Annotated in this window: 21 protein-coding genes; 10 read left to right on the top strand and 11 right to left on the bottom strand. The window is 71.4% G+C overall.

Annotated elements, in window-relative coordinates; translation table 11 throughout:
* Nucleotides 1-181 precede the first annotated feature (181 nt).
* Nucleotides 182-535, top strand: a complete 354-nt coding sequence (locus tag MMF93_RS18060; RefSeq protein WP_242752855.1) for a WhiB family transcriptional regulator — start codon at nt 182-184, stop codon at nt 533-535.
* 227 nt (nt 536-762) lie between these two features.
* Here MMF93_RS18060 and bagB read toward each other — a convergent pair whose 3' ends face one another.
* Together bagB and bagA are read right to left on the bottom strand one after the other, a co-directional pair.
* On the bottom strand, nt 763-2,265 hold the full coding sequence (bagB, locus tag MMF93_RS18065) for an ATPase BagB (RefSeq protein WP_242752857.1): 1,503 nt from the start codon (nt 2,263-2,265) through the stop codon (nt 763-765).
* A 243-nt stretch (nt 2,266-2,508) separates the two neighbouring features.
* Nucleotides 2,509-3,507 (bottom strand): ATPase BagA, encoded by a 999-nt coding sequence (gene bagA, locus MMF93_RS18070; protein WP_242752859.1) that lies wholly within the window; start codon nt 3,505-3,507, stop codon nt 2,509-2,511.
* A gap of 313 nt (nt 3,508-3,820) precedes the next feature.
* Here bagA and MMF93_RS18075 point away from each other — a divergent pair, with 313 nt between their 5' ends.
* From MMF93_RS18075 to MMF93_RS18090, 4 genes are all read left to right on the top strand, one after another.
* Nucleotides 3,821-3,982, top strand: a complete 162-nt coding sequence (locus tag MMF93_RS18075) for a Sp36 family protein (protein WP_003975360.1) — start codon at nt 3,821-3,823, stop codon at nt 3,980-3,982.
* On the top strand, nt 3,979-4,443 hold the full coding sequence (locus tag MMF93_RS18080) for a RidA family protein (RefSeq protein WP_242752861.1): 465 nt from the start codon (nt 3,979-3,981) through the stop codon (nt 4,441-4,443). Before MMF93_RS18075 ends, MMF93_RS18080 begins: the two co-directional genes overlap by 4 nt.
* A 368-nt stretch (nt 4,444-4,811) precedes the next feature.
* Nucleotides 4,812-5,624, top strand: a complete 813-nt coding sequence (locus MMF93_RS18085; protein ID WP_242757638.1) for an NUDIX hydrolase — start codon at nt 4,812-4,814, stop codon at nt 5,622-5,624.
* The gene (locus MMF93_RS18090) at nt 5,621-6,451 is read left to right on the top strand and encodes an MBL fold metallo-hydrolase (RefSeq protein WP_242752863.1); all 831 of its coding nucleotides are present in this window, start codon (nt 5,621-5,623) and stop codon (nt 6,449-6,451) included. Before MMF93_RS18085 ends, MMF93_RS18090 begins: the two co-directional genes overlap by 4 nt.
* Nucleotides 6,452-6,663: 212 nt before the next feature.
* Here the strand turns inward: MMF93_RS18090 and MMF93_RS18095 are convergent, their stop codons facing one another.
* Nucleotides 6,664-7,338: a Crp/Fnr family transcriptional regulator gene (locus tag MMF93_RS18095; RefSeq protein WP_114022104.1), complete on the bottom strand. Its 675-nt coding sequence runs from the start codon at nt 7,336-7,338 to the stop codon at nt 6,664-6,666.
* 264 nt (nt 7,339-7,602) lie between these two features.
* Between MMF93_RS18095 and nth the strand changes: the two genes are divergently transcribed.
* From nth to MMF93_RS18110, 3 genes are all read left to right on the top strand, one after another.
* Nucleotides 7,603-8,736: an endonuclease III gene (gene nth, locus MMF93_RS18100; protein ID WP_242752865.1), complete on the top strand. Its 1,134-nt coding sequence runs from the start codon at nt 7,603-7,605 to the stop codon at nt 8,734-8,736.
* A gap of 146 nt (nt 8,737-8,882) precedes the next feature.
* On the top strand, nt 8,883-9,545 hold the full coding sequence (locus tag MMF93_RS18105; RefSeq protein WP_423835463.1) for an NUDIX hydrolase: 663 nt from the start codon (nt 8,883-8,885) through the stop codon (nt 9,543-9,545).
* Between the two features lie 134 nt (nt 9,546-9,679).
* Nucleotides 9,680-10,879 carry a MarP family serine protease gene (locus MMF93_RS18110; protein ID WP_242752869.1) on the top strand — a complete coding sequence of 400 codons (1,200 nt, stop codon included), beginning with the start codon at nt 9,680-9,682 and terminating at the stop codon, nt 10,877-10,879.
* A 46-nt stretch (nt 10,880-10,925) separates the two neighbouring features.
* Here MMF93_RS18110 and MMF93_RS18115 read toward each other — a convergent pair whose 3' ends face one another.
* From MMF93_RS18115 to MMF93_RS18140, 6 genes are all read right to left on the bottom strand, one after another.
* Nucleotides 10,926-11,084: a hypothetical protein gene (locus MMF93_RS18115; RefSeq protein WP_423835464.1), complete on the bottom strand. Its 159-nt coding sequence runs from the start codon at nt 11,082-11,084 to the stop codon at nt 10,926-10,928.
* A gap of 249 nt (nt 11,085-11,333) precedes the next feature.
* Nucleotides 11,334-12,269: an alpha/beta fold hydrolase gene (locus tag MMF93_RS18120; protein WP_242752871.1), complete on the bottom strand. Its 936-nt coding sequence runs from the start codon at nt 12,267-12,269 to the stop codon at nt 11,334-11,336.
* Nucleotides 12,266-12,736 carry a phage holin family protein gene (locus MMF93_RS18125; protein ID WP_242752873.1) on the bottom strand — a complete coding sequence of 157 codons (471 nt, stop codon included), beginning with the start codon at nt 12,734-12,736 and terminating at the stop codon, nt 12,266-12,268. Before MMF93_RS18125 ends, MMF93_RS18120 begins: the two co-directional genes overlap by 4 nt.
* Before the next feature lie 228 nt (nt 12,737-12,964).
* Entirely contained in the window at nt 12,965-14,455 is a 1,491-nt protein-coding gene (gene nhaA, locus MMF93_RS18130) for a Na+/H+ antiporter NhaA (protein WP_242752875.1), read from the bottom strand.
* 249 nt (nt 14,456-14,704) lie between these two features.
* Nucleotides 14,705-16,669: an acetate--CoA ligase gene (gene acs, locus MMF93_RS18135; RefSeq protein ID WP_423835465.1), complete on the bottom strand. Its 1,965-nt coding sequence runs from the start codon at nt 16,667-16,669 to the stop codon at nt 14,705-14,707.
* A 165-nt stretch (nt 16,670-16,834) separates the two neighbouring features.
* Nucleotides 16,835-19,726: a bifunctional SulP family inorganic anion transporter/carbonic anhydrase gene (locus MMF93_RS18140; protein ID WP_242752877.1), complete on the bottom strand. Its 2,892-nt coding sequence runs from the start codon at nt 19,724-19,726 to the stop codon at nt 16,835-16,837.
* Between the two features lie 538 nt (nt 19,727-20,264).
* Between MMF93_RS18140 and MMF93_RS18145 the strand changes: the two genes are divergently transcribed.
* Complete coding sequence (locus tag MMF93_RS18145; RefSeq protein WP_242752879.1) at nt 20,265-21,506, top strand: polysaccharide deacetylase family protein; 1,242 nt, start codon at nt 20,265-20,267, stop codon at nt 21,504-21,506.
* Between the two features lie 235 nt (nt 21,507-21,741).
* On the opposite strand, the gene MMF93_RS18150 is transcribed toward MMF93_RS18145, so the two are convergent.
* Nucleotides 21,742-22,758, bottom strand: coding sequence for an ATP-binding protein (locus tag MMF93_RS18150; protein WP_242752881.1), 1,017 nt, complete (start codon nt 22,756-22,758; stop codon nt 21,742-21,744).
* A 106-nt stretch (nt 22,759-22,864) separates the two neighbouring features.
* On the opposite strand from MMF93_RS18150, the gene MMF93_RS18155 reads away from it, so the two are divergent.
* Complete coding sequence (locus MMF93_RS18155; RefSeq protein ID WP_242752883.1) at nt 22,865-23,728, top strand: Fic family protein; 864 nt, start codon at nt 22,865-22,867, stop codon at nt 23,726-23,728.
* A gap of 499 nt (nt 23,729-24,227) precedes the next feature.
* Here MMF93_RS18155 and MMF93_RS18160 read toward each other — a convergent pair whose 3' ends face one another.
* Complete coding sequence (locus tag MMF93_RS18160) at nt 24,228-25,079, bottom strand: HAD family hydrolase (protein ID WP_242752885.1); 852 nt, start codon at nt 25,077-25,079, stop codon at nt 24,228-24,230.
* Nucleotides 25,080-25,355 lie beyond the last annotated feature (276 nt).

Raw genomic sequence — 25,355 nt, forward strand, 5'->3', positions numbered from 1 at the left:
CTCCCCGTCACTCCGTTGGGTGATGTGACAGGCACGCATAGTCCGTTCGGGCCATGCAAGATTGGGCCCGAAGGGGGTGTTGCGTCCGGACTTCTCTTCCGTAACGTCCTCAACTGGCAACGGTGAATATGCCGTTCACCGCCGTGGGGGAGCCTCGATTCGGGAGAGGACGGCACCGGCAATGAGCTGGGTTACAGACTGGAGCGCGCAGGCGGCCTGCCGCTCTACGGATCCGGACGAACTGTTCGTGCAGGGGGCCGCGCAGAACCGCGCGAAGGCCGTGTGCACGGGCTGCCCGGTCCGCACGGAATGTCTCGCCGACGCTCTGGACAACCGCGTGGAGTTCGGAGTCTGGGGAGGAATGACCGAGCGCGAGCGGAGAGCGTTGCTGCGCCGCCGCCCCACGGTCACGTCCTGGCGGCGACTACTGGAGACCGCGCGCTCGGAGTACGAGCGCAGCAGCGGCATCATGCTGCCAGTCGAGGTGCAACTCGACGCGGCCGAGGACGAGCCGCGGTACGCCGCTGTGGGCTGAGCCCTCACGAGCCGCGTGCTGCGTGACGCCTGCCGCGAAAGGCGTGCCGGGAGAGGCGTGCTGCGGAGCGCGGGAGAACCAGGCGAAACGGTCCTGCTGCCGGAACCGGCGGAAGGCCCTGCCGCTCGCTCAGCAGAAACGGTCCTGCCAGGGCTCGGCGCGGTAGGGCGGTAGGGCCCGCCCCTCGCGGACTCTACGGGGCCCCTCGGGGGCAGACGCGGGCGGCCTCAGCGGGAGTCGGCCGGACGGTGCGGGGCGGGTGCCTCCTCCGCGTGCTGGTGGGCCAGGCGTTCCCCGATGGTGCGCAGTCCCGTCAGGTCGTGGACGTCACCGGGGAGCGCGGGAACTTCGGCCAGCGCCACGTCCGGGTGGAGCGTGGTGAAGCGGTCGCGCGTGCGCTGCTCGCGTGCCAGCAGGCGCATGCGCTCCGCGTGCAGTCGCAGGAGCCCCACCGCCAGTTCGGCGGCGTCGTCCGTCACGGTCGTCTCCGCCGTGTCCGCGTCGGACGGGCGCGAACCGGAGCCCGCCGGGGAGTCCGAGGCGGGGGAGCCGTCCTCGGCAGCCACGGCGGCTTCGAAAGCCGGGGCAGCTTCGGAAGCCACGGAGACTTCGGGTGTCTCGGGGTCTTCGGGAGTCACGGGGGCCTGGGGAGCCTCGTACGCCTCCGCGGCTTCCGCGGCTTCCGCGGCTTCTGCGGCTTCCGCGTCGGCCGCCGGAGCGCTCCGCACGACACTCTTCCCTGGGCGGTGATCGACAATGCCGTCGATTTCAAGATTTTCGGCAGTGAGGGTCTCCGCTGCCGCCAGGGCCCGCTCAGCGCTCAGTCCGGCCGCGGCGCCGCCGTGCATCCGGTTGAGTACGAGTCCTGCCAGCGGCATCCGGTCGGCGGCCAGGCGTTCCACGAAGTACGCGGCTTCGCGCAGCGCGTCCCGTTCGGGTGCGGCGACGACGAGGAAGGCGGTACCCGGTGCCTGGAGCAGTTGGTAGGTCGCGTCGGCGCGGGCACGGAAGCCGCCGAACATGGTGTCCATCGCGGCCACGAACGTCTGCACGTCGCGCAGCAGCCCCGCGCCCAGGAGCTTGTCGAGGGCGCCGGTGACCATGGACAGGCCCGCAATGGACAGGTTCACGACCTTCATCCCGGCGCGCCCGCCGACTCTCGCGGGGGCCATCAACATGCGGATGAGCTTCCCGTCGAGGAAGGAGCCGAGTCGCTTGGGGGCGTCGAGGAAGTCCAGGGCGGAGCGGGAGGGCGGGGTGTCGACGACGATCAGGTCCCACTCGTCTCCGGCGCGCAGCTGGCCGAGTTTCTCCATCGCCATGTATTCCTGCGTGCCGGCGAAGCCCGCCGAAAGCGACTGGTAGAAGGGGTTCTCCAGGATCGCCCTGGCGCGGTCCGGGTCGGCGTGGGCCTCGACGACCTCGTCGAACGTCCGCTTCATGTCGAGCATCATCGCGTGGAGTTCGCCACCCGCCGAGGTGTCGATGCCGGGCACTTCGCGGGGGACGTTGTCCAGCTCGGTGAGGCCCATCGACTGGGCGAGCCGCCGTGCGGGGTCGATGGTCAGCACGACGGTCCTGCGGCCGCGTTCCGCCGCGCGGAGGCCCAGCGCGGCGGCCGTGGTGGTCTTGCCGACGCCTCCGGACCCGCAGCAGACGACGATCCGCGTCGCGGGATCGTCGAGAAGGGGGTCGACGTCCAGCACGTCGGTGGCCGGCGGCGTGCTCATGGAAGCCTCTCCTTGCGGTGGGTGGAATCGGGTCTCCTGAGCCGGACGGGTTTGGCGGCCCGCACCGGCGTAACGGCTCGCACCGGCGTAACGGCTCGCGCCGGCGTAACGGTTCTGGCCAGTTCCACGGCCCGCGCCCGCGTAACGGTCCGCGTCGGCTCCGCGGCTCGCGTCGGCTCCGCGGCTCCCGTCGGCTCCGCGGCTCCCGTCGGCTCCGCCGCGATCACGGGTGTCGTCCTGCGCTCACGCGGGGTCTCCCGTGTGCCACTGGTCGTGCAATGCGGTGGCGAGCCCGTAGAGGCCGGGCAGGTCCACGCCCTCGTTCAGCCGGCCGAGTTCCCGCACGGGCAGCCCCTGCGCGCGCAGTTCGGTGCGCAGTCCGCGTTCGAGGGCGACGCGCTCGGCGTGCTCCCGGCCCTGTGCCAGCAGCGGGGCGACGAGCCGCTCGGCGTGTCCTTCGCCCCGCGCGGTGCCGAGTCCGGCCTGGGAGAAGGCCCGGGCGAGGGCGCCTGCGAGCTCGTCGGTGTGCCGGTGCGGGGCGAGGAGCTGGTCCTCGCCGGGGAGGCCCGCGCGCACCATGTTGACCACGACGGAGGCGGCCGGGAGCCCGGCGGCCCGCAGCTCGGCGATGCCGTCGACGGTCTCCTGGACCGGCATCTCCTCCAGCAGTGTCACCAGGTGCACCGCGGTCTGGGGCGACTTGAGGACGCGCATCACGGCCTGGGCCTGGTTGTGGACGGGGCCGACCTTGGCGAGCCCCGCGACCTCCTCGTTGACGCCGAGGAAGCGGGTGATGCGGCCGGTGGGCGGGGCGTCCATGACGACGGCGTCGTAGACGGGGCGCTGTCGCTTGTCCCTGCGCCGGACGGCCTCGCACGCCTTTCCGGTCAGCAGCACGTCGCGCAGTCCGGGGGCGATCGTCGTCGCGAAGTCGATGGCCCCCAGCCGCTTGAGGGCGCGGCCGGCGCTGCCGAGTTTGTAGAACATCTGGAGGTAGTCGAGGAGGGCCCGCTCGGCGTCGATGGCGAGTGCGTGGACCTCACCGTCCCCGTGCGAGACGGCGATCTTGCGCTCCTCGTAGGGCAGCGGCGCGGTCTCGAAGAGCTGTGCGATGCCCTGGCGGCCCTCCACCTCGACGAGCAGCGTCCGCTTCCCGCCGCGCGCCAGTGCCAGCGCGAGAGCGGCGGCGACCGTCGTCTTGCCGGTGCCGCCCTTGCCGGTCACTACGTGAAGCCTGCCCACGGCTGGGAGCCTAATTCTTCGCCGTCGGCCCGGCGAGACCCGGCCGGGAACCCGGAAGCGGACGGGGCCGGGCCGGCGTCCGCTCTCCGGGACGTGGCGGGTACCGGCGGCCGGTGCCCATGGCCTGGGGCGCCGTTTCCGCGGCCAGGGGGCGCCGTTCACTTGCCGTGGGGGAGGCCGTGCATGCGCCGCAGGGAGGCCGTGCATGCGCCGCAGGAAGGCCGTACATGCGCCGCGGGGTGGCCGTGCATGTGCCGTGGGGGTGGCCGCTCACCGGGCGTGGGGGAGGCCGCGCGTTCGTTAGGGTCTTCCCATGACGAAGTGGGAATACGCGACCGTGCCCCTGTTGGTGCACGCGACCAAGCAGATTCTGGACACCTGGGGCGAGGACGGCTGGGAGCTCGTCCAGGTCGTGCCAGGGCCGAACAACCCCGAGCAGCTCGTGGCCTACCTGAAGCGGGAGAAGCAGGCGTGAGTGCGGTCGAGGACAGGATCGCGCAGCTGGGACTGTCCCTGCCCGAGACCGCCACCCCGGCCGGTGTCTACGTACCGGCCGTACGCACCGGCCGGTACGTGTACACGGCGGGGCAGCTTCCGCTGGTGTCGGGCACGCTGCCGACGACCGGCAAGGTCGGTGCGGAGGTCACGCCGGAAGAGGCGAAGGACCTGGCGCGTACCGCCGCGCTGAACGCGCTGTCGGCCGTGAAGTCCGTCGCCGGGGACCTGGACCGCGTCGCACGTGTTGTCAAGGTCACCGGTTTCGTCGCGTCCGCGCCCGACTTCACCGGTCAGCCGGGCGTCGTCAACGGCGCCAGCGAGCTGCTCGGTGAGGTGCTGGGCGACAAGGGTGTGCACGCGCGCAGCGCGGTCGGTGTGGCCGTCCTGCCGCTGGACGCCCCCGTCGAGGTCGAGATCCAGGTCGAACTGACCGACTGAGACGCCTGCCCGGCACGTCCACTCCGGTCACCACCGGTGGTGCTCGCGGCCCGCCGCCTCTCGAACATCGAAGCGGCGGGCCGTAGCATCCGCCCATGGCGTCCACCTCCTCCACCTCGTCCGCCTCACCCTCCGGGAGCCGTCGGCCCCGCACGGGGCCGGGTCAGCAGCCTGCGGGGCCGAGTCAGGAGCCCACCGAGCCGGGTCAGGAGTCCGCCGGGCCGGGTCAGGAGTCCGCCGGGGCGGGCCGGACGTCCGCAGGGGCCGTGCAGAGCCAGGGGCCCGCCGGGGCCGGACAGCAGCCCGCGGGGACCGGCCAGACGCCTGTCGGCCGAGGCCAGTGGTACCCGCCCGAGTGGCCCGAGCGCATCCGTGCGCTGGCCGCCGGCGAGCTCACGCCGGTGACCCCGCGTACCGCCGCCACCGTCATGCTCCTGCGGGACACCGCGGAGGGCCCCGTCGTCCACATGCTGCGCCGCCGCGCCTCCATGGCCTTCGCGGGTGGTGCGTACGCCTACCCCGGCGGCTCCGTCGATCCGCGGGACGCCCGCTGGACCGACACGGCGGGGCCCACCCCCGCGCAGTGGGCGGAGCGGCTGGGCACCGACGAGGCGACGGCACACGCGATCGTCTGCGCCGCCGTACGGGAGACGTTCGAGGAGGCCGGCGTGCTGCTGGCCGGACCCGACCCGCACACCGTCGTCGCCGACACCACAGGGGACGACTGGGAGGCCGACCGCGCGGCCCTGGTCGCGCACGAGCTGTCCTTCGCCGACTTCCTCGACCGCCGGGGACTCGTCCTGCGGGGCGACCTGCTGGGCGCGTGGGCCCGCTGGATCACACCCGAGTTCGAGAAGCGGCGCTACGACACGTACTTCTTCGTCGCCGCCCTCCCCGAAGGGCAGCGCACCCGCAACGCCTCCACCGAGGCAGACCGCACCGTCTGGGTACGCCCCCATGAGGCGGCAGCCGGGTACGACAGGGGCGACCTGCTGATGATGCCGCCCACCATCGCGACCCTGCGGACGCTCGCGCCGTACACGGGTGTGGCGGACGCGCTGGCCGGATCCGCCGCACGCGATCTGACACCCGTGGTCGCGCGGGCCCGCCTGGACGACGGGGAGATCGTGCTCAGCTGGCCCGGACACGACGAGTTCACCAAGAGGATCGATCCCGCATGACCGACGCAGCGGCACTCCCAGGGCAGCCTCGCTCAGGCGACATCACCGGCTGGGCGAGCACCCGCGCGTACTGCGTGCTGGCGCCCAACCCCTCGCCCATGACGCTCGACGGCACCAACACCTGGATCGTGGCCGAGCCCGACTCCGACCTGGCCGTCGTCATCGACCCGGGCCCGCTGGACGACACACACCTGCACAACGTCGTCGCCACCGTCGAACGGGAGGGCAGACGGGTGGCGCTCACGCTGCTCACCCACGGCCACCCGGACCACGCGGAGGGCGCGGCGCGCTTCGCCGAGCTGACGGGCACGCCCGTACGCGCCCTCGACCCGGCGCTCCGCCTGGGCGAGGAGGGACTGGCCGGCGGGGACGTCGTCACGACGGGCGGCCTCGAACTGCGCGTCGTGCCCACCCCGGGACACACCGCCGACTCGCTCTCCTTCCACCTGCCCGCCGACGCCGCCGTGCTCACGGGCGACACGGTGCTCGGGCGCGGCACCACCGTCGTCGCCCACCCGGACGGCGGGCTCGGGGACTATCTCGACTCCCTGCGCGCCCTGCGCTCCCTGACGGTCGACGACGGCGTCAGCCACGTCCTCCCCGGGCACGGCCCCGTACTCGCCGACGCGCAGGGAGCCCTCGACCACTACCTGGCCCACCGCGCCAAACGGCTCGCCCAGGTGGAGGCCGCCGTCGAGGCAGGGCACCGCACCGCGCACGAGGTCGTGGCCCACGTCTACGCGGACGTCGACAGGTCGCTGTGGCCCGCGGCGCAGCTGTCCGTACGGGCACAGCTCGACTACCTCGCGGAGCGCGGGGTGGTGTGACGGTGACTGAGCACTGACTGAGCACGTGTGAGGCCACGCGGGCGACCACGTGAGCGGGTGAGCACGTGTGCGCTCGACCACGTGTCCGTGTGCACACGTGTAAGGGGCGTCCTCCATGGAGAACGCCCCTTACACGACGTACTGAGCCCGGACGTACTGACGGACGCGCATCACCGAGATGACGTGCGGGAAGGGCACGACGGCGAGGCGGGTCAGCGGGAGCGCTTGGCCAGTCGCTCGATGTCCAGCAGGATCACCGCACGGGCCTCCAGCCGCAGCCAACCGCGCCCCGCGAAGTCGGCCAGCGCCTTGTTGACCGTCTCGCGGGAGGCGCCCACCAGCTGCGCCAGCTCCTCCTGCGTGAGGTCGTGCACGACGTGGATGCCCTCTTCGGACTGCACTCCGAACCGCCGGGACAGGTCGAGCAGCTGCTTGGCCACGCGCCCCGGTACGTCGGAGAAGACCAGGTCGGACATGGAGTCGTTGGTGCGCCGCAGCCGCCGGGCGATCGCCCGCAGCAGGGCCGAGGCCACCTCGGGGCGGGCGTTCAGCCAGGGCTGCAGGTCGCCGTGGCCCAGACCCAGCAGCTTGACCTCGGTCAACGCCGAGGCCGTCGCCGTCCGCGGACCCGGGTCGAACAGGGACAGCTCGCCGATCAGCTCGCCCGGGCCCAGGACCGCGAGCATGTTCTCCCGGCCGTCGGGCGAGGTGCGGTGCAGCTTCACCTTGCCCTCGGTCACCACGTAGAGGCGGTCACCCGGGTCACCCTCGTGGAAGAGGGCCTCACTGCGAGCCAGCGTCGTCTCCGTCATGGAGGCGCGCAGCTCAGCAGCCTGCTCCTCATCGAGCGCCGCGAAGAGCGGGGCGCGCCGTAGAACGTCGTCCACGAGTTCTCTCCTTGTCGACCTGCCCATGGGGTCCGTGGATCCCATGATGCCGGACGGTGAAACCATGCGATCAGTCACAGCAATCAGTCCCAAGTTTGACGCACTCATGCCGTGGGCCCCAACGCGGGGCGCGCTAGGGCCTCGGATCGGCTGCGTGAGCCACGAATGTCGGTGGGCGCCCTTACGCTGGCCGAGTGTCCCCCGGCCACGGAGTGAATCGACGGGCGGGGGCCTGGACGGGTGACGGTGACGGAGGATTCCGCTGTGAGCGAACACGAGTCCCCCAAGGGGACGACGGGCCGGACGACGACGGGCAAGAAGGCCGCCCCGGAGCCCGGGAAGGCCGCTCCGAAGAAGGCGTCCCCCGAGAAGGCGGCCACCAAGCGTGCCGCCACCAAAACGGCCCCCACGGCATCCAGCGGCGCCACCGGAGCCACCGGAGCCAAGAAGACGGCCTCGGGGAAGAAGGCCGCCGCGACGAAGAAGACAGCCGCCACGAAGGCAGCCGCCACGAAGACAGCAGCCAAGAAGGGCACCGCCTCGAAGAAGGGGGCGGCGGGGAAGAAGGCGACGGCCGCCAAGCAGGCGGCCGGCACGAGGCCGGAGTCGCAGGAGTCCAAGGCGAAACGGGCGGCGCGGATCAACGACGCGCTGGCTGAGGTGTACTACTACGCCCACCCGGAACTCGATTTCGATAATCCGTTCGAATTGCTGGTGGCGACCGTTCTCTCCGCCCAGACGACCGACCTGCGCGTCAACCAGACGACGCCCGCCCTCTTCGCCGCGTACCCCACCCCCGAGGACATGGCAGCCGCCAACCCGGAGGAGCTCGAGGAGCTGATCCGTCCCACCGGGTTCTTCCGCTCGAAGGCGAAGTCGCTGCTGGGGCTCTCGGCCGCCCTGCGGGACGACTTCGGGGGCGAGGTTCCGGGCACCGTCGAGGAGTTGGTGAAGCTGCCCGGCGTCGGCCGCAAGACGGCGTTCGTGGTGATGGGCAACGCGTTCGGCCTCCCAGGACTGACCGTCGACACCCACTTCGGGCGCCTTGTGCGCCGCTGGAAGCTCACAGAACAGACGGACGCCGTGAAGGTCGAGCAGGAGATCGACGACCTGCTGCCGGAGAGCGAGTGGACGATGTTCTCGCACCGCACGATCTTCCACGGCCGCCGCATCTGTCACTCACGCAAGCCGGCCTGCGGTGCCTGCCCCATCGCCGAGCTGTGCCCCTCGTACGGGGAGGGCGAGACCGACCCGGAGAAGGCGAAGAAGCTGCTCAAGTACGAGATGGGCGGTCAGCCGGGCCAGCGTCTCAAGCCGCCGGCCGACTATCCGGGACAGCCCGCGCCGCCGCTGCCCTCGCGCGCGGCGGCCGAAGGCGGCAGCGGAGCCGCCCGGTGACGCCTGCCAGGCACCACTCTCAGCAGTCCCACCCCACCCCTCAGCCCCACGCCTCCGACCGATCCCGCGACTCTGACCGACCCAACGCCTCCGATCGAGCCCGGCACCTGAGGCCCTCCCCGTCACCGGCTGCCGGCCTGCCGTCTGTGGAGGTCAGCGGGCGCGGCCTGCCCGACTGGCTGGCGCCCGTGCGGGACGCCGCCGAGACGGTGGAGGCGAGCCAGCTCAGCCGTTTCCTGCCGCCGCCCGACGGCGGTGGCCGTCCCTCCGCCGTTCTCGTGCTGTTCGGCGAGGGCAAGGAGGGTCCGGAGCTGTTGTTGATCCAGCGGGCCTCCAGCCTGCGCTCGCACGCGGGTCAGCCGTCCTTCCCCGGTGGCTCGCTCGATCCGGAGGACGGCGATCCGCAGGGCGACGGGAGGCTGCGTGCGGCGCTCCGCGAGGCGGAGGAGGAGACGGGACTCGATCCCTCCGGCGTGCAGCTGTTCGGAGTGCTGCCGAGCCTGTACATCCCGGTCAGCGGCTTCGTCGTCACGCCCGTGCTCGGCTGGTGGCACCGCCCCAGCCCGGTGGCGCCCGTGGATCCGGCGGAGACGGCCCGCGTGTTCACCGTCCCCGTCACCGAGCTCACCGACCCGGCCAACCGCGCCATGGCCGTCCACCCGGCCGGGCACGTCGGCCCTGCCTTCATGGTCGGATCCGCGCTGGTGTGGGGGTTCACCGCGGGGGTCATCGACCGGCTCCTGCACTACGCCGGCTGGGAGCGGGCCTGGGACCGTGACCGCCGGGTGCCCCTCGACTGGCACGCGTGATCCTCGCTCCCCGCCCTCATGAGACGGTGTCTCTTCCGTCCCCCGTAGGTTCCACACGGAACGTTCCGCACGGAGCGCCCTCCGGGAGAAAAGGGCGGGGCAGGTCGAAGTGAACCCGAGGCGAGGATGATTCGGTGAACGTGCTGGACGTACTGCTGATCGTGGCAGCCGTGTGGTTCGCGATCGTCGGATACCGCCAGGGCTTCGTCGTCGGCATCCTGTCCGTCCTCGGCTTCCTCGGCGGCGGCCTGGTGGCGCTGCTCGTGCTGCCTCTCCTGTGGGACCAGTTCACCGACGGAAGCCGGCCCGGTCCCGGCATGGCGATCGGCGCCGTCGTCGTCGTGATCGTCTGCGCCTCGGTCGGGCAGGCGCTCACCACCCACCTGGGCAACAAGCTGCGGCAGTACATCACCTGGTCGCCCGCGCGTGCGCTGGACGCGACCGGGGGTGCGCTCGTCAACGTCCTCGCGATGCTGTTCGTCGCCTGGCTGCTGGGCACGGCGCTGGCCGGCACCTCCCTGACGACGCCCGGCAAGGAGGTGCGCGGTTCGGCGATCCTGCACGGCGTCGACCAGGTCATGCCGGAGCAGAGCAACCGCTGGTTCGACGACTTCGCCTCGCTGCTGGCCGAGAACGGCTACCCGCAGGTCTTCTCGCCGTTCTCCGACGAGCCGATCCGCGACGTCTCCCCGCCCGACCCGAAGCTGGCGGGCAGCCCGGTGGCCGAGCGCGCCAGACGCAGCATCGTCAAGGTCGTCGGTACGGCGCCCGGCTGCGGCAAGGAGCTGGAGGGCACCGGGTTCGTCTTCTCGCCCGGCAAGGTGATGACGAACGCGCACGTCGTCGGCGGCGTCGAGCACCCGACCGTGCAGATCGGCGGCGAGGGAGCGCGCCACGAGGGCCGCGTCGTGCTCTACGACTGGAAGCGCGACATCGCCGTCGTCGACGTGCCCGGGCTGCGCGCGCCCGTGCTGCGCTTCGCCGAGCAGGACGCCGACAGCGGGGACGGCGCCATCGTCGCCGGCTTCCCGGAGAACGGCGGCTACGACGTACGCTCCGCGCGGGTACGCGGCCGCGTCCACGCCAAGGGCCCCGACATCTACCACCGGGGCACCGTCAACCGCGACGTCTACTCCCTCTACGCCATGATCCGGCAAGGCAACTCCGGCGGCCCGCTGCTCACGCCTGACGGCCGGGTCTACGGCGTCGTGTTCGCCAAGTCCCTGGACGACGACCGCACCGGCTACGCGCTGAGCATCGACGAGATCCGCGACGACATCGTCCGGGGCCGTACGGCGCAGCGGCCGGTCGACACCCAGGGCTGCGCTCTCTGAGGCCTACCCCGCGCTCCGCGGCGCTGTGGCGTCGAAGCCGCGGCAGTCAGGTGCGGGTGTGCCGCAGTCTGGCGCCCACCCAGCGCGCACGGCGGCGCAGGATGCGTGGAATGCCCAGCTCGGCGTGCGCGGGATGCGGCGGGGCGGCGGCACGGGGGGAGAACTGGCCGCGCTGTCCCCTCAGATGCCCGCGGTTACGTGCCACGTCACCAAAGTCGTGCGTCAAGCCCATACCGGCTCCCTGCCCCTGGCTCATGGTCAGTAATCGCCCCTGCGCCCCTCATTCGGCCTATGCGGCGGGCATGTGTACGAGGCGGAGGGGAAGCGGACGGAAAGCGCAGGGGAAGCGGAGGGGAAGTGTGACCGCCGCGGGGCCCGCGGCCCGGCAGGCCGCTGCCCCTGCGCGTCAGGGCGCTCGCGTGCCCCACGCGCGCCTGCGCGTCCCCGCAGTGGTTCAGCGGTCAGGTTCCGGGTCGCTGAGCCAGTGCACCAGTTCGCTGGTGAAGGCCTGCGGGTCCTCCTCGTGCGGCCAGTGCCCCAGCCCGTCGAAGAGGCGCCAGCGGTACGGGGCCTCGACGTACTGCCCCGACCCCGCGGCGCTGCGCGTGCGCGCCACCGGATCGAGTGAACCGTGCAGATGCAGCGTCGGCACCCGCACAGGGCGCTTCATCCTGCGGTAGAACTGCACCCCGTCAGGACGGGCCAGCGACCGCACCAGCCACCGGTACGGCTCCACCGAGCAGTGTGCCGTGGAGGGCACGCACATCGCGCGCCGGTAGTTCTCGACGGCGGCGTCCTCCGTCGGGCCCGCCAGCTTCGGTCCCGCCCAGTCCCTGATCAGCTTCCCCACCAAGGCGCCCTCGTCCGCGACGAGTTGCCGTTCGGGCACCCAGGGGCGCTGGAAGCCCCAGATGTGGGAGCTGGCCGCCGTCTGGCGCACGTCGGCCAGCATGGCGGCCCGCCAGCGGCGGGGGTGGGGCATCGAGACCGCCACGAGCCGGCGGATCAGCTTGGGCCGCATCACCGCCGCCGTCCATGCCAGATAGCCGCCCAGGTCGTGTCCGACCAGCGCGGCGTCCGGCTCGCCCAGGGAGCGGATGACCCCGGTCACGTCGAGCGCGAGGTTGGCCGGGTCGTAACCGCGCGGCGTACGGTCACTGCCGCCGACCCCGCGCAGGTCCATCGCCACGGCGCGGTAACCGGCGTCCGCGAGCGCGGGGAGCTGGTGCCGCCACGCCCACCAGTACTGCGGGAAGCCGTGCAGCAGCAGCACCAGCGGCCCCTCACCCATTTCGGTGATGTGGAAGCGTGCTCCGTTGGCGGCCACGTCCCGGTGAATCCAGGGGCCCTCGGGACGGATCACGGCCGCGGGACTGTCTGCGAGCGTCATACGGACGAGCGTGTCACACCCTGCAACTGCGGGCGCTCCTTGCCTCCGTTCTCCGACGCACGGGGGTGCGGCTTGGCGTGCGAGAGCACGGACGCGCTCTGCTTGGCCGAGGCCACCGACTTCTGCGGGCTCTTGCTCTTGGCCACCCTCTTGAACTTGGCCAGCGCCAGCAGCAGGAGGATCAGCGCGAGCACGATGAAGGCACCGCCCACGATCAGGAACGACCAGGCGAGGCCGAGCCCCAGGTTGTGGATGCCGAAGGCGGCGGCGAAGCTCAGCACCGGCAGGGCGAAGAGCAGCAGGACACCGGCGACCAGGGCGGCGCCGCTGCCCAGCACCCCGCGCTTGACGTCCTGCCGCAGTTCCACCTTGGCCAGCGCGATCTCGTCGTGCACCAGCGCGGACATCTCCGCAGTGGCCGCCGCGACCAACTGGCCGAGGCTGCGGCCGTCGTCGGCTGCGCTCATCGCTGTGTCTCCCTTGCTCCTCGTACGGGCCCGCGGCGTACGGGCCCGCGCTCTGCGGTCCCGCTGCGTACGGGCCCGCGGTGTGCGGTCCCGCCGTGTGCGGGGCCGTGGGTGTGCGGTCCCGCCGTGTGCGGGGCCGTGGTGTGCGGGCGGGCCCGCGGGTGCGGGCCCGTGGCTTCCCTGGCTAGTGCCCGGATTACCGACCGGTCAACATGCCGTGGGCTCCGATCATGCCGGACCATCGTCCGTCACGTCCCGGCCCCTGGCCACCTCGGCGAGCCTGCGGTGCTCGTCCGCTCTCGCCTCGTACAGCGCCGCCATCCGCAGATGGAAGTCCGCCTCGTGCTCCTCGTACACGTCCGGGACGCCGTCGCCGTCCTCGTCACGGTCCTCGGCCTCCAGCAGCGAACGGTGTCTGCGGGCCCTGAGCTTGAGCAGCACGCCCGCCACGAGTGCGGCCAGCAGTGAACCGGTCAGCACGGCGGCCTTCGCCTCGTCGGCGAGGGTCCCCGCCCCGCCCGCGAACGCCAGGTCACTGATCAGGAAAGAGACGGTGAAACCGATACCGGAAAGAGTGGCGACGGCCAGCACGTCGGCCCACGCCAGGTCCCGGTTCAGCTCCGCTCTGGTGAAGCGCGCCGCCGCCCAGGCGCCACCGAAGACGCCGAGCGTCTTGCCCACCAGCAGCCCGAGCACCACCCCCAGGGTCTCCGGCTTGGTGAACACGTCCGTCATCGCGCCGCCCGAGACGGCGACGCCCGCCGCGAACAGCGCGAAGAGCGGCACGGCGAGCCCGGCCGACAACGGCCTGACCAGGTGTTCGATGTGCGCCGCCGGAGAGGTCCGCTCCCCCTCACGAACCGTGCAGCGCAACATCAGCCCCATCGCCACCCCCGCCACCGTGGCGTGCACCCCGCTGGCGTGCATCAGGCCCCAGACGACGACCGCGAGCGGCACGTACACGTACCAGCCCCGCACACCCCTGTGGTGCAGGAACCAGAACACCGCCAGCCCCGCGACCGCCCCCGCCAGCGCGCCGAAGCTGATGCCCGCCGAGTAGAAGACGGCGATGATCACGATGGCGCCCAGGTCGTCCACCACCGCGAGCGTCAGCAGGAACGCGCGCAGCGCCGAGGGCAGCCCCGTGCCGAGTACGGCCAGCACGCCCAGCGCGAACGCGATGTCCGTCGCCATCGGGATCGCCCAGCCCCGCGGGTCGCCGCCGCCGGCCGCCGCCGAGGCCAGGTAGAACAGCGCCGGAACCGCCATCCCGCACAGCGCGGAGACGATCGGCAGCGCCGCCGCCCGCGGATCGCGCAGCTCACCCGCGACCAGCTCGCGTTTGAGTTCGATCCCGGCGACGAAGAAGAAGAGCGTCAGCAGACCGTCCTTGGCCCAGTCCGCCACCGACAGGTTCAGGTGCAGCGCCTCGGGCCCGAAGTGGAAGTCCCTGACGCTCTCGTAGAAGCCGCTGAGGCCGGTGTTGGCCAGCAGCAGCGCCAGCACGGCGGCGACCAGCAGGAGCGTGCCGCCCACCGTCTCGGTGCGCAGCGCGTCCGCGAGGTACCTCCGTTCCCCCAGCGGCAGCCTGCCGAGAAAGACGGAGCCTTTCCTGCGCGGAGGGGATCCGGGTGCCCCGGGCGAGCCGGGTGACCCGGTGGGTGGGGTCGGCCGAGTGGAGGGGGGTCGCGGAGAAGGCGGGTCGGTCGGCGGAGTCATGCTGGCCAGGCCTCCAGGGCTGGTCGCGGACACACCTGCGGTGTGTGCCGACCAGACTTCCCGGCTCGCCCCTCGTCCTTGGCACGTTCTTTACGCGCCTCCACCAGGGTAACCAACACGAGCGAGGGGGCGGCCGGCGTGTTGCCGGCCGCCCCCTCGCACGGTCCCGGTGGCTCCGCTCCGCGGCGGAAGGCGCGCTTCCCACTGGGCGGGTCCGCCCGGGACCGGGGCGGGTCAGTTCTCGCCGGGTCAGTCCTCGCTGGGTGCGCTCGGCAGCTTGGACTGGATGAGATCCATCACCGAGGAGTCGGTGAGCGTCTGGGTGTCACCCAGCGTCCGGTTCTCCGCGACGTCCCGCAGCAGACGGCGCATGATCTTGCCGGAACGCGTCTTGGGAAGCTCGGCGACCGGCAGGATCCGCTTCGGCTTGGCGATCGGGCCGAGCTGCTTGGCCACGTGGTTGCGCAGCTCGTCGACCAGCGCGTCGTCCTCCTCCGCACCGCCACGCAGAATGACGAACGCGCAGATCGCCTGCGTCGTCTGCGGGTCGGTGGCGCCGACGACCGCCGCCTCGGCGACCTTCGGGTGCGAGACCAGCGCCGACTCCACCTCCGTGGTGGAGATGTTGTGGCCTGAGACGAGCATCACATCGTCCACGCGGCCCAGCAGCCACACGTCGCCGTCGTCGTCCTTCTTGGCGCCGTCCCCGGCGAAGTACTTGTCCTGGAACCGCGACCAGTAGGTGTCCAGGAACCGCTGGTCGTCGCCCCAGATCGTGCGCAGCATCGACGGCCACGGCTCGGTGAGCACCAGATAGCCGCCGGAGCCGTTGGACACCTCCTGCGCCTCGTCGTCCACGACCGTCGCGGCGATGCCCGGCAGCGGCACCTGGGCCGAGCCCGGCTTGGTCTCCGTGACGCCGGGCAGCGGGCTGATCATGATGCCGCCGGTCTCGGTCTGCCACCAGGTGTCGACCACCGGCGTACGGTCGGCCCCGATGTGGTGCCGATACCACACCCACGCCTCCGGGTTGATGGGCTCACCCACCGAACCGAGGATGCGCAGCGACGACAGGTCGAACTTCGCCGGGATGTCGTCGCCCCACTTCATGCAGGCGCGGATCGCGGTCGGCGCCGTGTAGAGGATCGTGACGCCGTACTTCTGCACGATCTCCCACCAGCGGCCCTTGTGCGGCGAGTCCGGCGTGCCCTCGTACAGCACCTCCGTCGCACCGTTGGCCAGCGGCCCGTAGACGATGTACGAGTGCCCGGTCACCCAGCCGACGTCGGCGGTGCACCAGAAGACGTCGCTCTCCGGCTTGAGGTCGAAGACCGCGTGGTGGGTGTAGGCGACCTGCGTCAGGTAACCGCCTGTGGTGTGCAGGATGCCCTTCGGCTTACCCGTGGTGCCGGAGGTGTACAGGATGAACAGCGGGTGCTCGGCGTCGAAGTCCTGCGGCGTGTGCTGCTCGGACTGGCGGCCGACGATCTCGTGCCACCACACGTCCCGCCCCTCGGTCCAGGAGATGTCCTCCTGGCCGGTCCTGCGCACGACGAGGACGCTGCGCACCTTCTCGGTCCCCGGACGGGTCAGCGCCTCGTCGACGGCCGGCTTGAGCGCCGAGGGCGCGCCCTTGCGGTAGCCGCCGTCGGAGGTGATGACGACGCGCGCGTCGGCGTCCTCGATCCGGGTTGCCAGCGCGTCCGCCGAGAAGCCGCCGAAGACCACCGAGTGCGGGGCACCGATGCGGGCGCACGCCAGCATCGCGACCGCCGTCTCCGGGATCATCGGCATGTAGATCGCCACCCGGTCGCCGGCTTCGACGCCCAGTTCCGTCAGCGCGTTCGCCGCCTGCGAGACCTCACGCTGGAGGTCGGCGTAGGTGAGCGTGCGGGTGTCGCCGGGCTCGCCCTCGAAGTTGATGGCAACCCGGTCGCCGTGACCGGCCTCCACGTGGCGGTCCACGCAGTTGTAGGCGACGTTGAGCTTGCCGTCCTTGAACCACTTGGCGAACGGCGGGTTCGACCAGTCGAGCGTCTCGGTCGGCTCGGTGCCCCAGCTCAGACGGCGCGCCTGCTCGGCCCAGAAACCCAGCCGGTCGGCCTTCGCCTGCTCGTACGCCGCAGCGGTGACATTGGCATGCGCGGCAAGGTCGGCGGGCGGGGCGAACCTCCGCTCTTCCTTGAGCAGGTTGGAGAGGGAAGACTCGCTCATTTTTCCCCCTCCTCCTTGAGCAGATTGGCCAGGCTTTCGTTGCTCACGGCATCTCCCTTTCCCGGGGTGTGCGCTGTGTCCCGGCCCATAGCTCATCAGCCGCCCCACCCCCATGACAAGGGCCGTCGCCGAAATTGGTGTAGACCTGTCAGATGTCGTTGCCTCCTACACCTGGCGTACGGGTTCGCGAGCGGAACACGAGGGGGAGACCGCTGCACCGGGCGGCGACGACGTGGAGGCACCGGGAGCGGGGAAGTCGGCGCCGACGGCCGTGAACACGGGGTCCGAAGCGCCACCGTCGTGACCCTCCCGGCCGCCGCCCTGTCCCTCCCACACGTAGGCCTGGGCCTCCCCGACGTGGAAGTACAGGCCCTGCAACTCCAGCGTCCCCTCGCGCAGTCGCCGCGCGACGCACTCGTGCGCGGCCAAGTGCTCCAACTGCTGCACGATGTTGACCAGACAGAGGGCCTCGAGCTCGTCAGCCGTCGCCCGGTCGGCCAGGCGAGGCACGCCGGCGTCCCTCCTGGCGCCGTCGCGCCTCGCCGCCCTGAACCGCTCAAGGCCCGGGCGTCCGTACCGCAGCCACCGTGCGAGCGGTGTCGCGGCCTTCGCGGGGCCGGCGGTCTCAGGGCGGTCGGCGGTCTCCGGGCGGGCGGCGGTTCCCTCGACCGCAGCGGTCTCCTCGCGGTGCAGGGCCTGCATGGCACCGCAGCCCGAATGCCCGCACACGGTCACCGACGACACCCTCAGCACCTCGACGGCGTACTCGATCGCCGCGGCCACCGACGCGTCACCGCCCTGCTCGCCCGGCGGCGGCACCAAATTGCCGATGTTGCGCACGGTGAACAGGTCGCCTGGGCCACTGGAGGTGATCATGCTGGTGACGACCCGCGAGTCGGCGCAGGTGACGAAGAGCTGGGAAGGCTGCTGCCCCTCCCTCGCCAACCGCGCGAGCTCTTCCCGTACGAGTGGAGCCGTGGACCGCTGGAAGTTGCGCACCCCGCCGAGCAGCTGGCCCCGGGACGAGGACGCACCGACCGGGGCGGTCGCGGGGGATGAGCAGCCGTCCGGAGAGGTGAGGCCTTTCTTGCCCGGCGGGCCGTCTCCGCGCGTCGCGCTCCCCCTTTCGTCGTCCGATCCGGGCCGGGCTGTCTTCTCCCTTTCCTCCTCCTCGCCGCGGTTCTTCGGTACGCCCTTGTGACCGCTCGCCTGCGTTCCGCCTTGCGGACCTTTTCCGCTCGTGCTGTTCACGCTGTGCGTGCCGTTCGGGCTGCTCGCCCCACTGCTGCGGCCGCTCCCCGCCGAGGGCAGCGTGCACTGGTGGTTGCGCCAGGGGGTCCAGGGACGGCACATGTGCTCGGCCGGAAGCTCCGCGAGCTCTTGGCCGGCACGCCCTCTCAGCTCGGCCTCGCCGCCGGAAGCCGTGTGCGCGGCACGCCAGTCCTCCAGCGCCTCGAACGCCGCGTGGTCCATGAACGATCCCTTCAGCTCGACACTCGCTCTCGCCCCTTCGGGCACCTCCGCCAGAGCACGGCTCAGCCGTGGCACCGCCAAGAACGTCAACTGACCGCGCACCCGGATCAGATACGCGTCGCCCCGCCCACCCGGATGAGTCTTCTGACGCGCGTTCGACCGCGTGCCGTCCTCCCGGGCCCCCACCGCGTTGACGTCTCCGCCGCCGTGGCCGGGTGAGGCGCCGGCCCTCGCGCCTTCCCGGGAGCGCGGCTCGTCCGCCTCTTCGGGGCGCGGCTCGTCCGTCCCCACCCGTTCCACGACGATCCGCGTCCGTGCCAGTCGGTGCAGTGCGACGGCCACCGCCACCGCGATGCCCGTCCCCACGCCCTCCAGCACTCCCCACAGCACCACGGTGACCGCCGTGACACCGAACACCAGTGCTTCGCGGTGCTTCGTCACCGTCCGGATGTGGCCCGGATTGACCATCCGCACGCCGACGACCATCACGAGCGCGCCCAGCGCGGGCAGCGGGATCAGCTCCAGCACGCCGACCAGGAGCCCCGCGGCGAGCAAGAGCCACACGCCCTGCAAGAGCGCGGAGTGACGGCTCACGGCACCTGCCGCGATGTTCGCGGAGCTGCGCACCGCGACGCCGGTGACCGGTAGCCCGCCCAGCGCTCCCGAGAACATGTTCGCGATCCCGTGCGCCCGCAGCTCCCGGTCCAGATCGCTGCGAGGCACCCGGTCACCGGCCGGGCGCGCCGCCGCGAGCTTGTCGGCGGCGACGGCCGACAACAGGCCCTGCACGGTGGCGACCAGGGTGAGCGTCACCACCGCCGCGCCGAGCCCCAGCAGGGAGCCCTCGGGGAGCCGGGGAAGGGCGTGGGCGCTCCAGGACGGCAGGTCGACACGGGGCAGGCGCATGTCTCCCAGCGTGGCCGCGAGCGTGGCCGCCCCGACGGCGGCCAGCGCGGCCGGCACCCTCCCCGCCGCCGCTCCGAGCGGCCCGCCGTGCGTCTTCAGCCGCGGCCACCCCAGGAGTACGACGACCGTCAGCACGCTGACGGACAGGGCGGCCGGTTGCAGCGACACCAGCTGTCCGGGCAGTTGACGCGCGTTGGTGAGCGGCGAACTGTCCGGGTCGCCGCCGAGCATCACGTGGAGCTGCGCCAGGGCGATGGTGACCCCGATACCCGCCAGCATGCCGTGCACGATCGCGGGACTCACGGCGAGCGCGGAGCGCGCGACCCGCAGGAAGCCGAGCCCGATCTGCACGAGCCCCGCCGCGATCGTCACAGCGCAGGTGGCCCGCCAGCCGTACGTCTGGATGAGGTCGGCCGTGATCACCGTCAGCCCTGCGGCCGGGCCGGTGATCTGCAAGGGGGCGCCGCCGAGTCGGCCGCAGACCAGCCCGCCGACCGCGCCGGCCACCAGGCCTGCCTGGAGCGGGGCCCCTGCGGCCAGCGCGATCCCGAGGGAGAGCGGCAGCGCGATCAGAAAGACCGTGAGGGAGGCGGACAGGTCCGCCGACCAGCGCTGACGTGCGGTGGAGCGCTTCGAGTGGCCACAGGGGCCGCTCCACAAAGGGGTGCGGTGAGACATCGAGCCTCCTCTCGATGAGGGCCGGGCAGCGGGGCTGCGCGGCGCGAGCGGTGTGGTGAGCAGTAGGAGCGATGAGGTGGGGGTGAGGGCCGCACGGGGGCCGGTCCCGGCCCGGTGCGGTGGCTGCTTCGTGGGGGAGCCGGCCGACGGTGGCTTCGCCGGTGCTGTCGAGGTCGGCGCCGGCCGGGGCGGTGGCGACGGGCGGTGTGAGGCCCTGGTGGTGACGCCGTGTCAGTGATGAGGCCGTGTCAGGGGTGAGGCCGCGTCAGGGGTGGTGAGGCGGCGAGGAAGCCGGTGCCGCGCGACCTTCCGGCTTCTCTCAAGTGCGAGTAAACGAAATGTAATCCCAAGTAAAGCCTTGGTGAAGCGCGGAGTGGGCCCTGGCGGCCCGTGTTCCACCCATCGAGTGAAAGCCGCCTAAAAAACAGCTTGTCCTATTTGTCTGATTAACGTCTCGTGTCACTTTTATCACGCATGGCGACGACGCCGGTCGCGCCCGGTGACCGACGAGACAAGGCGAGAGGACGAGGTGAGCCCGATGGCAGCCACGCGAAGACGACCCGCTCTCACCACCGCGGTCCTGGCGGCTCTGGCGCTGTCCGTGGCGGCCGCCGGATGCTCGGGCGGCAACAGCCCTCAGCGGACCGAGGAGGCGCCGGGCGGGGCGCCGAAGGCCAATCCACAGGGCAAGGTCCAGCTACTGGGGGACGGCTCGACGTCCTTGACGGGACACCAGCCGTTCCAGCCCACGCCCCACAAGCTCAAGCCGGGTCAGAAGCCGCCGCAGTTCGTCGTCTTCTCGTGGGACGGCGCCGGAGAGGACAGCAAGAAGCTCTTCTCCCGCTTCCGTAAGGCCGGCAAGAAGTACGGTGCGGCGCAGACCTACTTCCTCAGCGGTATCTACACGCTGCCGGAGGACGAGGCGAAACGTTACTCCCCGCCCGGGCACGCCGCCGGAGCCTCCGACATCGGCTACCTGAAGGACAAGAACGTCCGGGCCACGCTCAAGCAGGTCCGCAAGGCCTGGCTGGAAGGCAGCGAGATCGGCACCCACTTCAACGGGCACTTCTGCGGTCCGAGCGGTGTGGACTCCTGGTCCGTCGACCAGTGGAAGAGCGAGATCAAGCAGGCGCGCTGGTTCGTCGAACACTGGAAGACGACCACCGGATTCGAAGCGGCCAAACCGCTGCCCTTCGACTACACCCGGGAGTTGGTCGGCGGCCGCACCCCCTGCCTCGAGGGCCAGGAGAACCTGCTGAAGGCGGCGAGCCAGATGGGCTTCCGCTACGACTCGAGCGGCAACGGCACCCAGGTCTGGCCTGACAAGCGCCAGGGCCTGTGGGACCTGCCCCTGCAGCAGGTACCCGTGCCCGGCAGGAAGTTCGAGACCCTCTCGATGGACTACAACTTCCTGGCCAACCAGTCCGGGACGGTCGACGGGCCGGTGGAGAAACGACCGGCCTGGAAGCGCCAGATGCGCGACGGCCTCCTCCAGGGCTTCGAGCGCGCCTACAACGGCAACCGCGCACCGATGATCATCGGCAACCACTTCGAGGACTGGAACGGCGGCATCTACATGGATGCCGTGGAGCACGTCATGAAGACGGTCTGCCGCAAGGAAGGCGTCCGCTGCGTCTCGTTCCGCCAACTCGCCGACTGGCTGGACGCTCAGGACCCCCGCCTGCTGGCCAAGTTGCGCACCCTGGAGGTGGGAGAGAAGCCGGCCGGGGGGTGGCGTTCCTTCCTGCGTCCGAGCGCGACGGCGGCCCGGGCCGGGTGACGGAACGGACGCTGGGCGAGTGACAGGACCGGCCCAGGCCGAGTGACAGGAACGCCCCCCGGCCGAGTGGCAGGACGGATCTCCGCTGCGTCCCCCTGGCGACGGAGCGGAGATCCGCCGGGTTCGACGGCTTGGGCGCGAGCCGCGCCCGGGCAGGGTGCTTGCCGGCAATGCGGGCCTGCGACAAGGGAGCATCACAGGCGGTCGCGGGCCTGTGGGTGCCGCGGGGTGTCCGTCAGGCAGGCTGCGGCGTGGACTGTGCCGACTGCGGTACGACTGTTTCCCGTCGCTGCTCGCCCAGCACGAAGGACGGGTCCACCTGTGCGGCGAGATCCGCACCCGTCTTCGCGTTGCCCCAGCTCTCGGCGTTGCGCAGGTGGAAGTGCACCATCTGGCGGGTGTATCGCTCCCAGTCCCGGGTCTCGTACACGGCGTCCACCGCCTGGAAGAGGGCGTGGAGGGCGCGCGAGTTGCTCTCTTCCAGCTCCGCGAAGGGCCGGGGGCGGCCCTTCTCCATGGCGCGCACCCAGTCGGAGTGGCCCACGGCCACCAGCAGGTCCTCGCCCACCTCTTGGCGCAGGAAGTCGAGGTCATCCTCCCCCTGCACCTTGTTGCCGACGACCTTGAGCGGGACGTCGTAGTCCCGCGCGTACTCCTTGTACTGGCGGTACACCGAGACGCCCTTGCGTGTCGGCTCTGCGACCAGGAAGGTCATGTCGAAGCGGGTGAACATCCCGGAGGCGAAGGAGTCACTGCCGGCCGTCATGTCGACGACCATGCTCTCCTCCCGGCCGTCCACCAGATGGTTGAGCAGCAGCTCCACCGCGCCCGTCTTGGAGTGGTAGCAGGCCACCCCCAGGTCGGACTCGGTGAAGGGCCCGGTGGCCAGGAGCCGAATGCGTGCGCCCTCCAGTGCGACCTCTCGCGCACAGGCGTCGTAGATCGGGTTGTCCTCCTGCAGCCGCAGCAGCCGGGAGCCTTCGCCGGGCGGTGTCGTCTTGATCATCGTTTCGGCGGACGCGATCCGCGGGTTGGTGCCGCGCAGGTGTTCCTTGATGAGCGGCAGGTGGGCCCCCAGCGCCGGCAGCGCTGCCGTCTCCTGGTCGTCGAGCCCCAGTGCGGCGCCCAGGTGCTGGTTGATGTCGGCGTCGACGGCCACGACGGGCGTGTCGCGGAAGGCGAGGTGGCGGATGAACAGCGAGGACAGTGTCGTCTTGCCGCTGCCGCCCTTCCCTACGAAAGCGATCTTCATGTTCAACAGCGTAAGGCGGCGGGGGTACTGCTCCGGCAGACGTGAGTGAAGAAGACCACTCGATCGTGGGGTTGGGCCGCCCGGCCGGGTGCGTAGGGTCGTACGCATGAGTAGCACCGCCGGTTCCAACGGCCGCGCCCCGGCGCCCGGGGCCCCCGCCGCCGATCCGCTCGCCCCTCTCGCCGCCCTGCCGGGCGTTCCCGAAGCCGTGGACTCCGTGCGGACCTCGGTGGACCGCGTCTACGGGCACCGGATCATGCGCCGTCGCAGCAGCGAGGTGAGTGCGGAGGCGGCTTTGCGCGGGGCCCGCGCCTCCGCCGCGGTGGAGGGCACCGACTGGGCGCTGGAAGAGGTGCGGCGCCGCAGCGACTTCGGGACCGAGGCCGAGGCCCGCACCGTCGGCGCGGCGCTGCGGGTGACGGCGGAGGCGGGACAGCTGCTCGACATCTGGGAGCAGTCACCGCTGCGCGTCCTCGCCCGGCTGCACCTGGTGGCGGCCTCCGGGGCGGCACCGGACGAGAGCGTCGGGCGGCCCAGGAAGCCGGGAGAGCCGGTGGAAGGTCCCGAGATCGGCCTGGAGCCGCCCGGCGCCGACGAGGTCGCGGCCCGGCTGGACGGTCTGGCACAGCTGGTCACCGGCAGCACCTCCGTGCCGGCGCTCGTGCTGGCCGCCGTGGTGCACGGCGAACTGCAGACGCTGCGCCCCTTCGGCTCCTGCAACGGCGCGGTCGCCCGCGCGGCCGAGCGCATCGTGCTGGTCGGCAGCGGGCTCGACCCGAAGGCCATCTGCCCGGCCGAGGTCGGCCACGCCGAGCTGGGCCGTGACACCTACCGCGCGGCTCTGGCGGGCTACGCCTCGGGAACACCCGAAGGGATGACCGCGTGGATCACGCACTGTGGACGCGCCGTCGAACTGGGCGTACGGGAGAGCACGGCCGTCTGCGAGGCGATGCAGCGCGGAGCGGCCTGACGGGCAGCGCACGCCGTCGCACGGACGCCTGCGGTGCTCCGACAGCGGTCAAGTGCGGCGTGCCGCCACTCGAAAAAGCCGGTGTCCGTCTCAAGCGACGCGTCTCACGACCGCCCGCGCCCCGGACAATGCGGTGGCCCCGCCTCGGGCGGGGCCACCGCTGGCATGTCCACCGGGTTACCAGTGCGTGCTCCACTTGTGTGTCCGAACATCAGGGTGGGTGCTTTGCCCTTCCCTGGTGGGACCTGCCCGTCGCGGGCTGTGCGTCGCGTGGGTGCCCGGTATTCATGCATCCGGTCCGTGGGGCCTTGAGCTGAACGGGATCCTCTCGGATGCCGTTGGTCTCGCGGGCCGTTGTCTCCTTTGTACCCCGGCGCAGCGGCAGCGGAACCCTGCTGCGCAAAACTTTACTTTCCGTATCAACAACGGACGAGTGTGAGAAATCGGGTGCAAAGGGGGCAAGAGGGCGCAAGGGGGCAGTCGCCGAAGGGGTCGAGGTTCAAAAGAGGCGGAAGCGCGGGTGCCGCGGGGTCTGTCGCCGGTTGTTGAACCAGACGAACCCGGCCGTCGCGGCCGCGGCTGTGACCGCGACAGCCGTCAGTGCCAGCGCCGGCCGCGACGGCATCGACAGGGAGGGGATGCGCTGTTTGAGCCGGACCGGCCTGGAGAACGTCAGTACGGGCCACTCACGGGCGAGGGCCTCCTTGCGCAGCGCCCTGTCCGGGTTGACGGCGTGCGGATGGCCCACCGCCTCGAGCATGGGCAGGTCCGTGGCCGAGTCGCTGTAGGCGTAGCAGCGCGCCAGGTCGTACCCCTCCGAGGCGGCCAGCTCGCGCATCGCCTCGGCCTTCGTGGGGCCGTAGGCGTAGTACTCGATCTCTCCCGAGAAGCGGCCTTCCTCCACGACCATCCGGGTGGCGACCACCCGGTCGGCGCCGATCATCCTGCCGATGGGTTCGACGACCTCGGCGCCCGACGTCGAGACGATGACCACGTCGCGGCCTGCCAGGTGGTGCTTCTCGATGAGGGAGGCGGCCTCGTCGTAGATGATGGGGTCGATCAGGTCGTGGATGGTCTCGGCGACGATCTCCTTGACCTGCTCGACGTCCCAGCCGCGGGCGAGAGCCGAGAGGTACTCGCGCATCCGCTCCATCTGGTCGTGGTCGGCGCCGCCGAGGAGATATACGAACTGCGCGTAAGCAGTCCGCAGCACTGCGCGGCGATTGATCAGGCCACCTTGATAGAAGGACTTGCCGAAGGTGAGCGTGCTCGACTTCGCAATGACCGTCTTGTCCAGGTCGAAGAAGGCGGCTGTGCGGGGCAACGCGAGATTTTCCACGCCACCGAGCATAGGCGCCCACCATTCGGCGTAAGCTGGGGCGCGTGGGTTTGCCTGAGAAGGCTCTCGGGTACACCATGGAAGTCACGGATCGTTCGCGACCGTGCTAACCCGGCCCGACTCCTCCCCCCCCGAGTCGGCCGTGGAGACGACCCCCGCTCTCCCCCCCGGCGGGGGTCGTCGCATGTCCGGAGGTATTTTCCCGCCCCGGCCCGTCGTGGCCGGGGTTTTTTCGATCTTCGCGGAGCGGAGTCAGTGATTCCTCCGAGCTGTGACCCAGCGTAATCG

The organism is Streptomyces tubbatahanensis (assembly GCF_022699385.1).
GTDB classification, from domain to species: domain Bacteria; phylum Actinomycetota; class Actinomycetes; order Streptomycetales; family Streptomycetaceae; genus Streptomyces; species Streptomyces diacarni.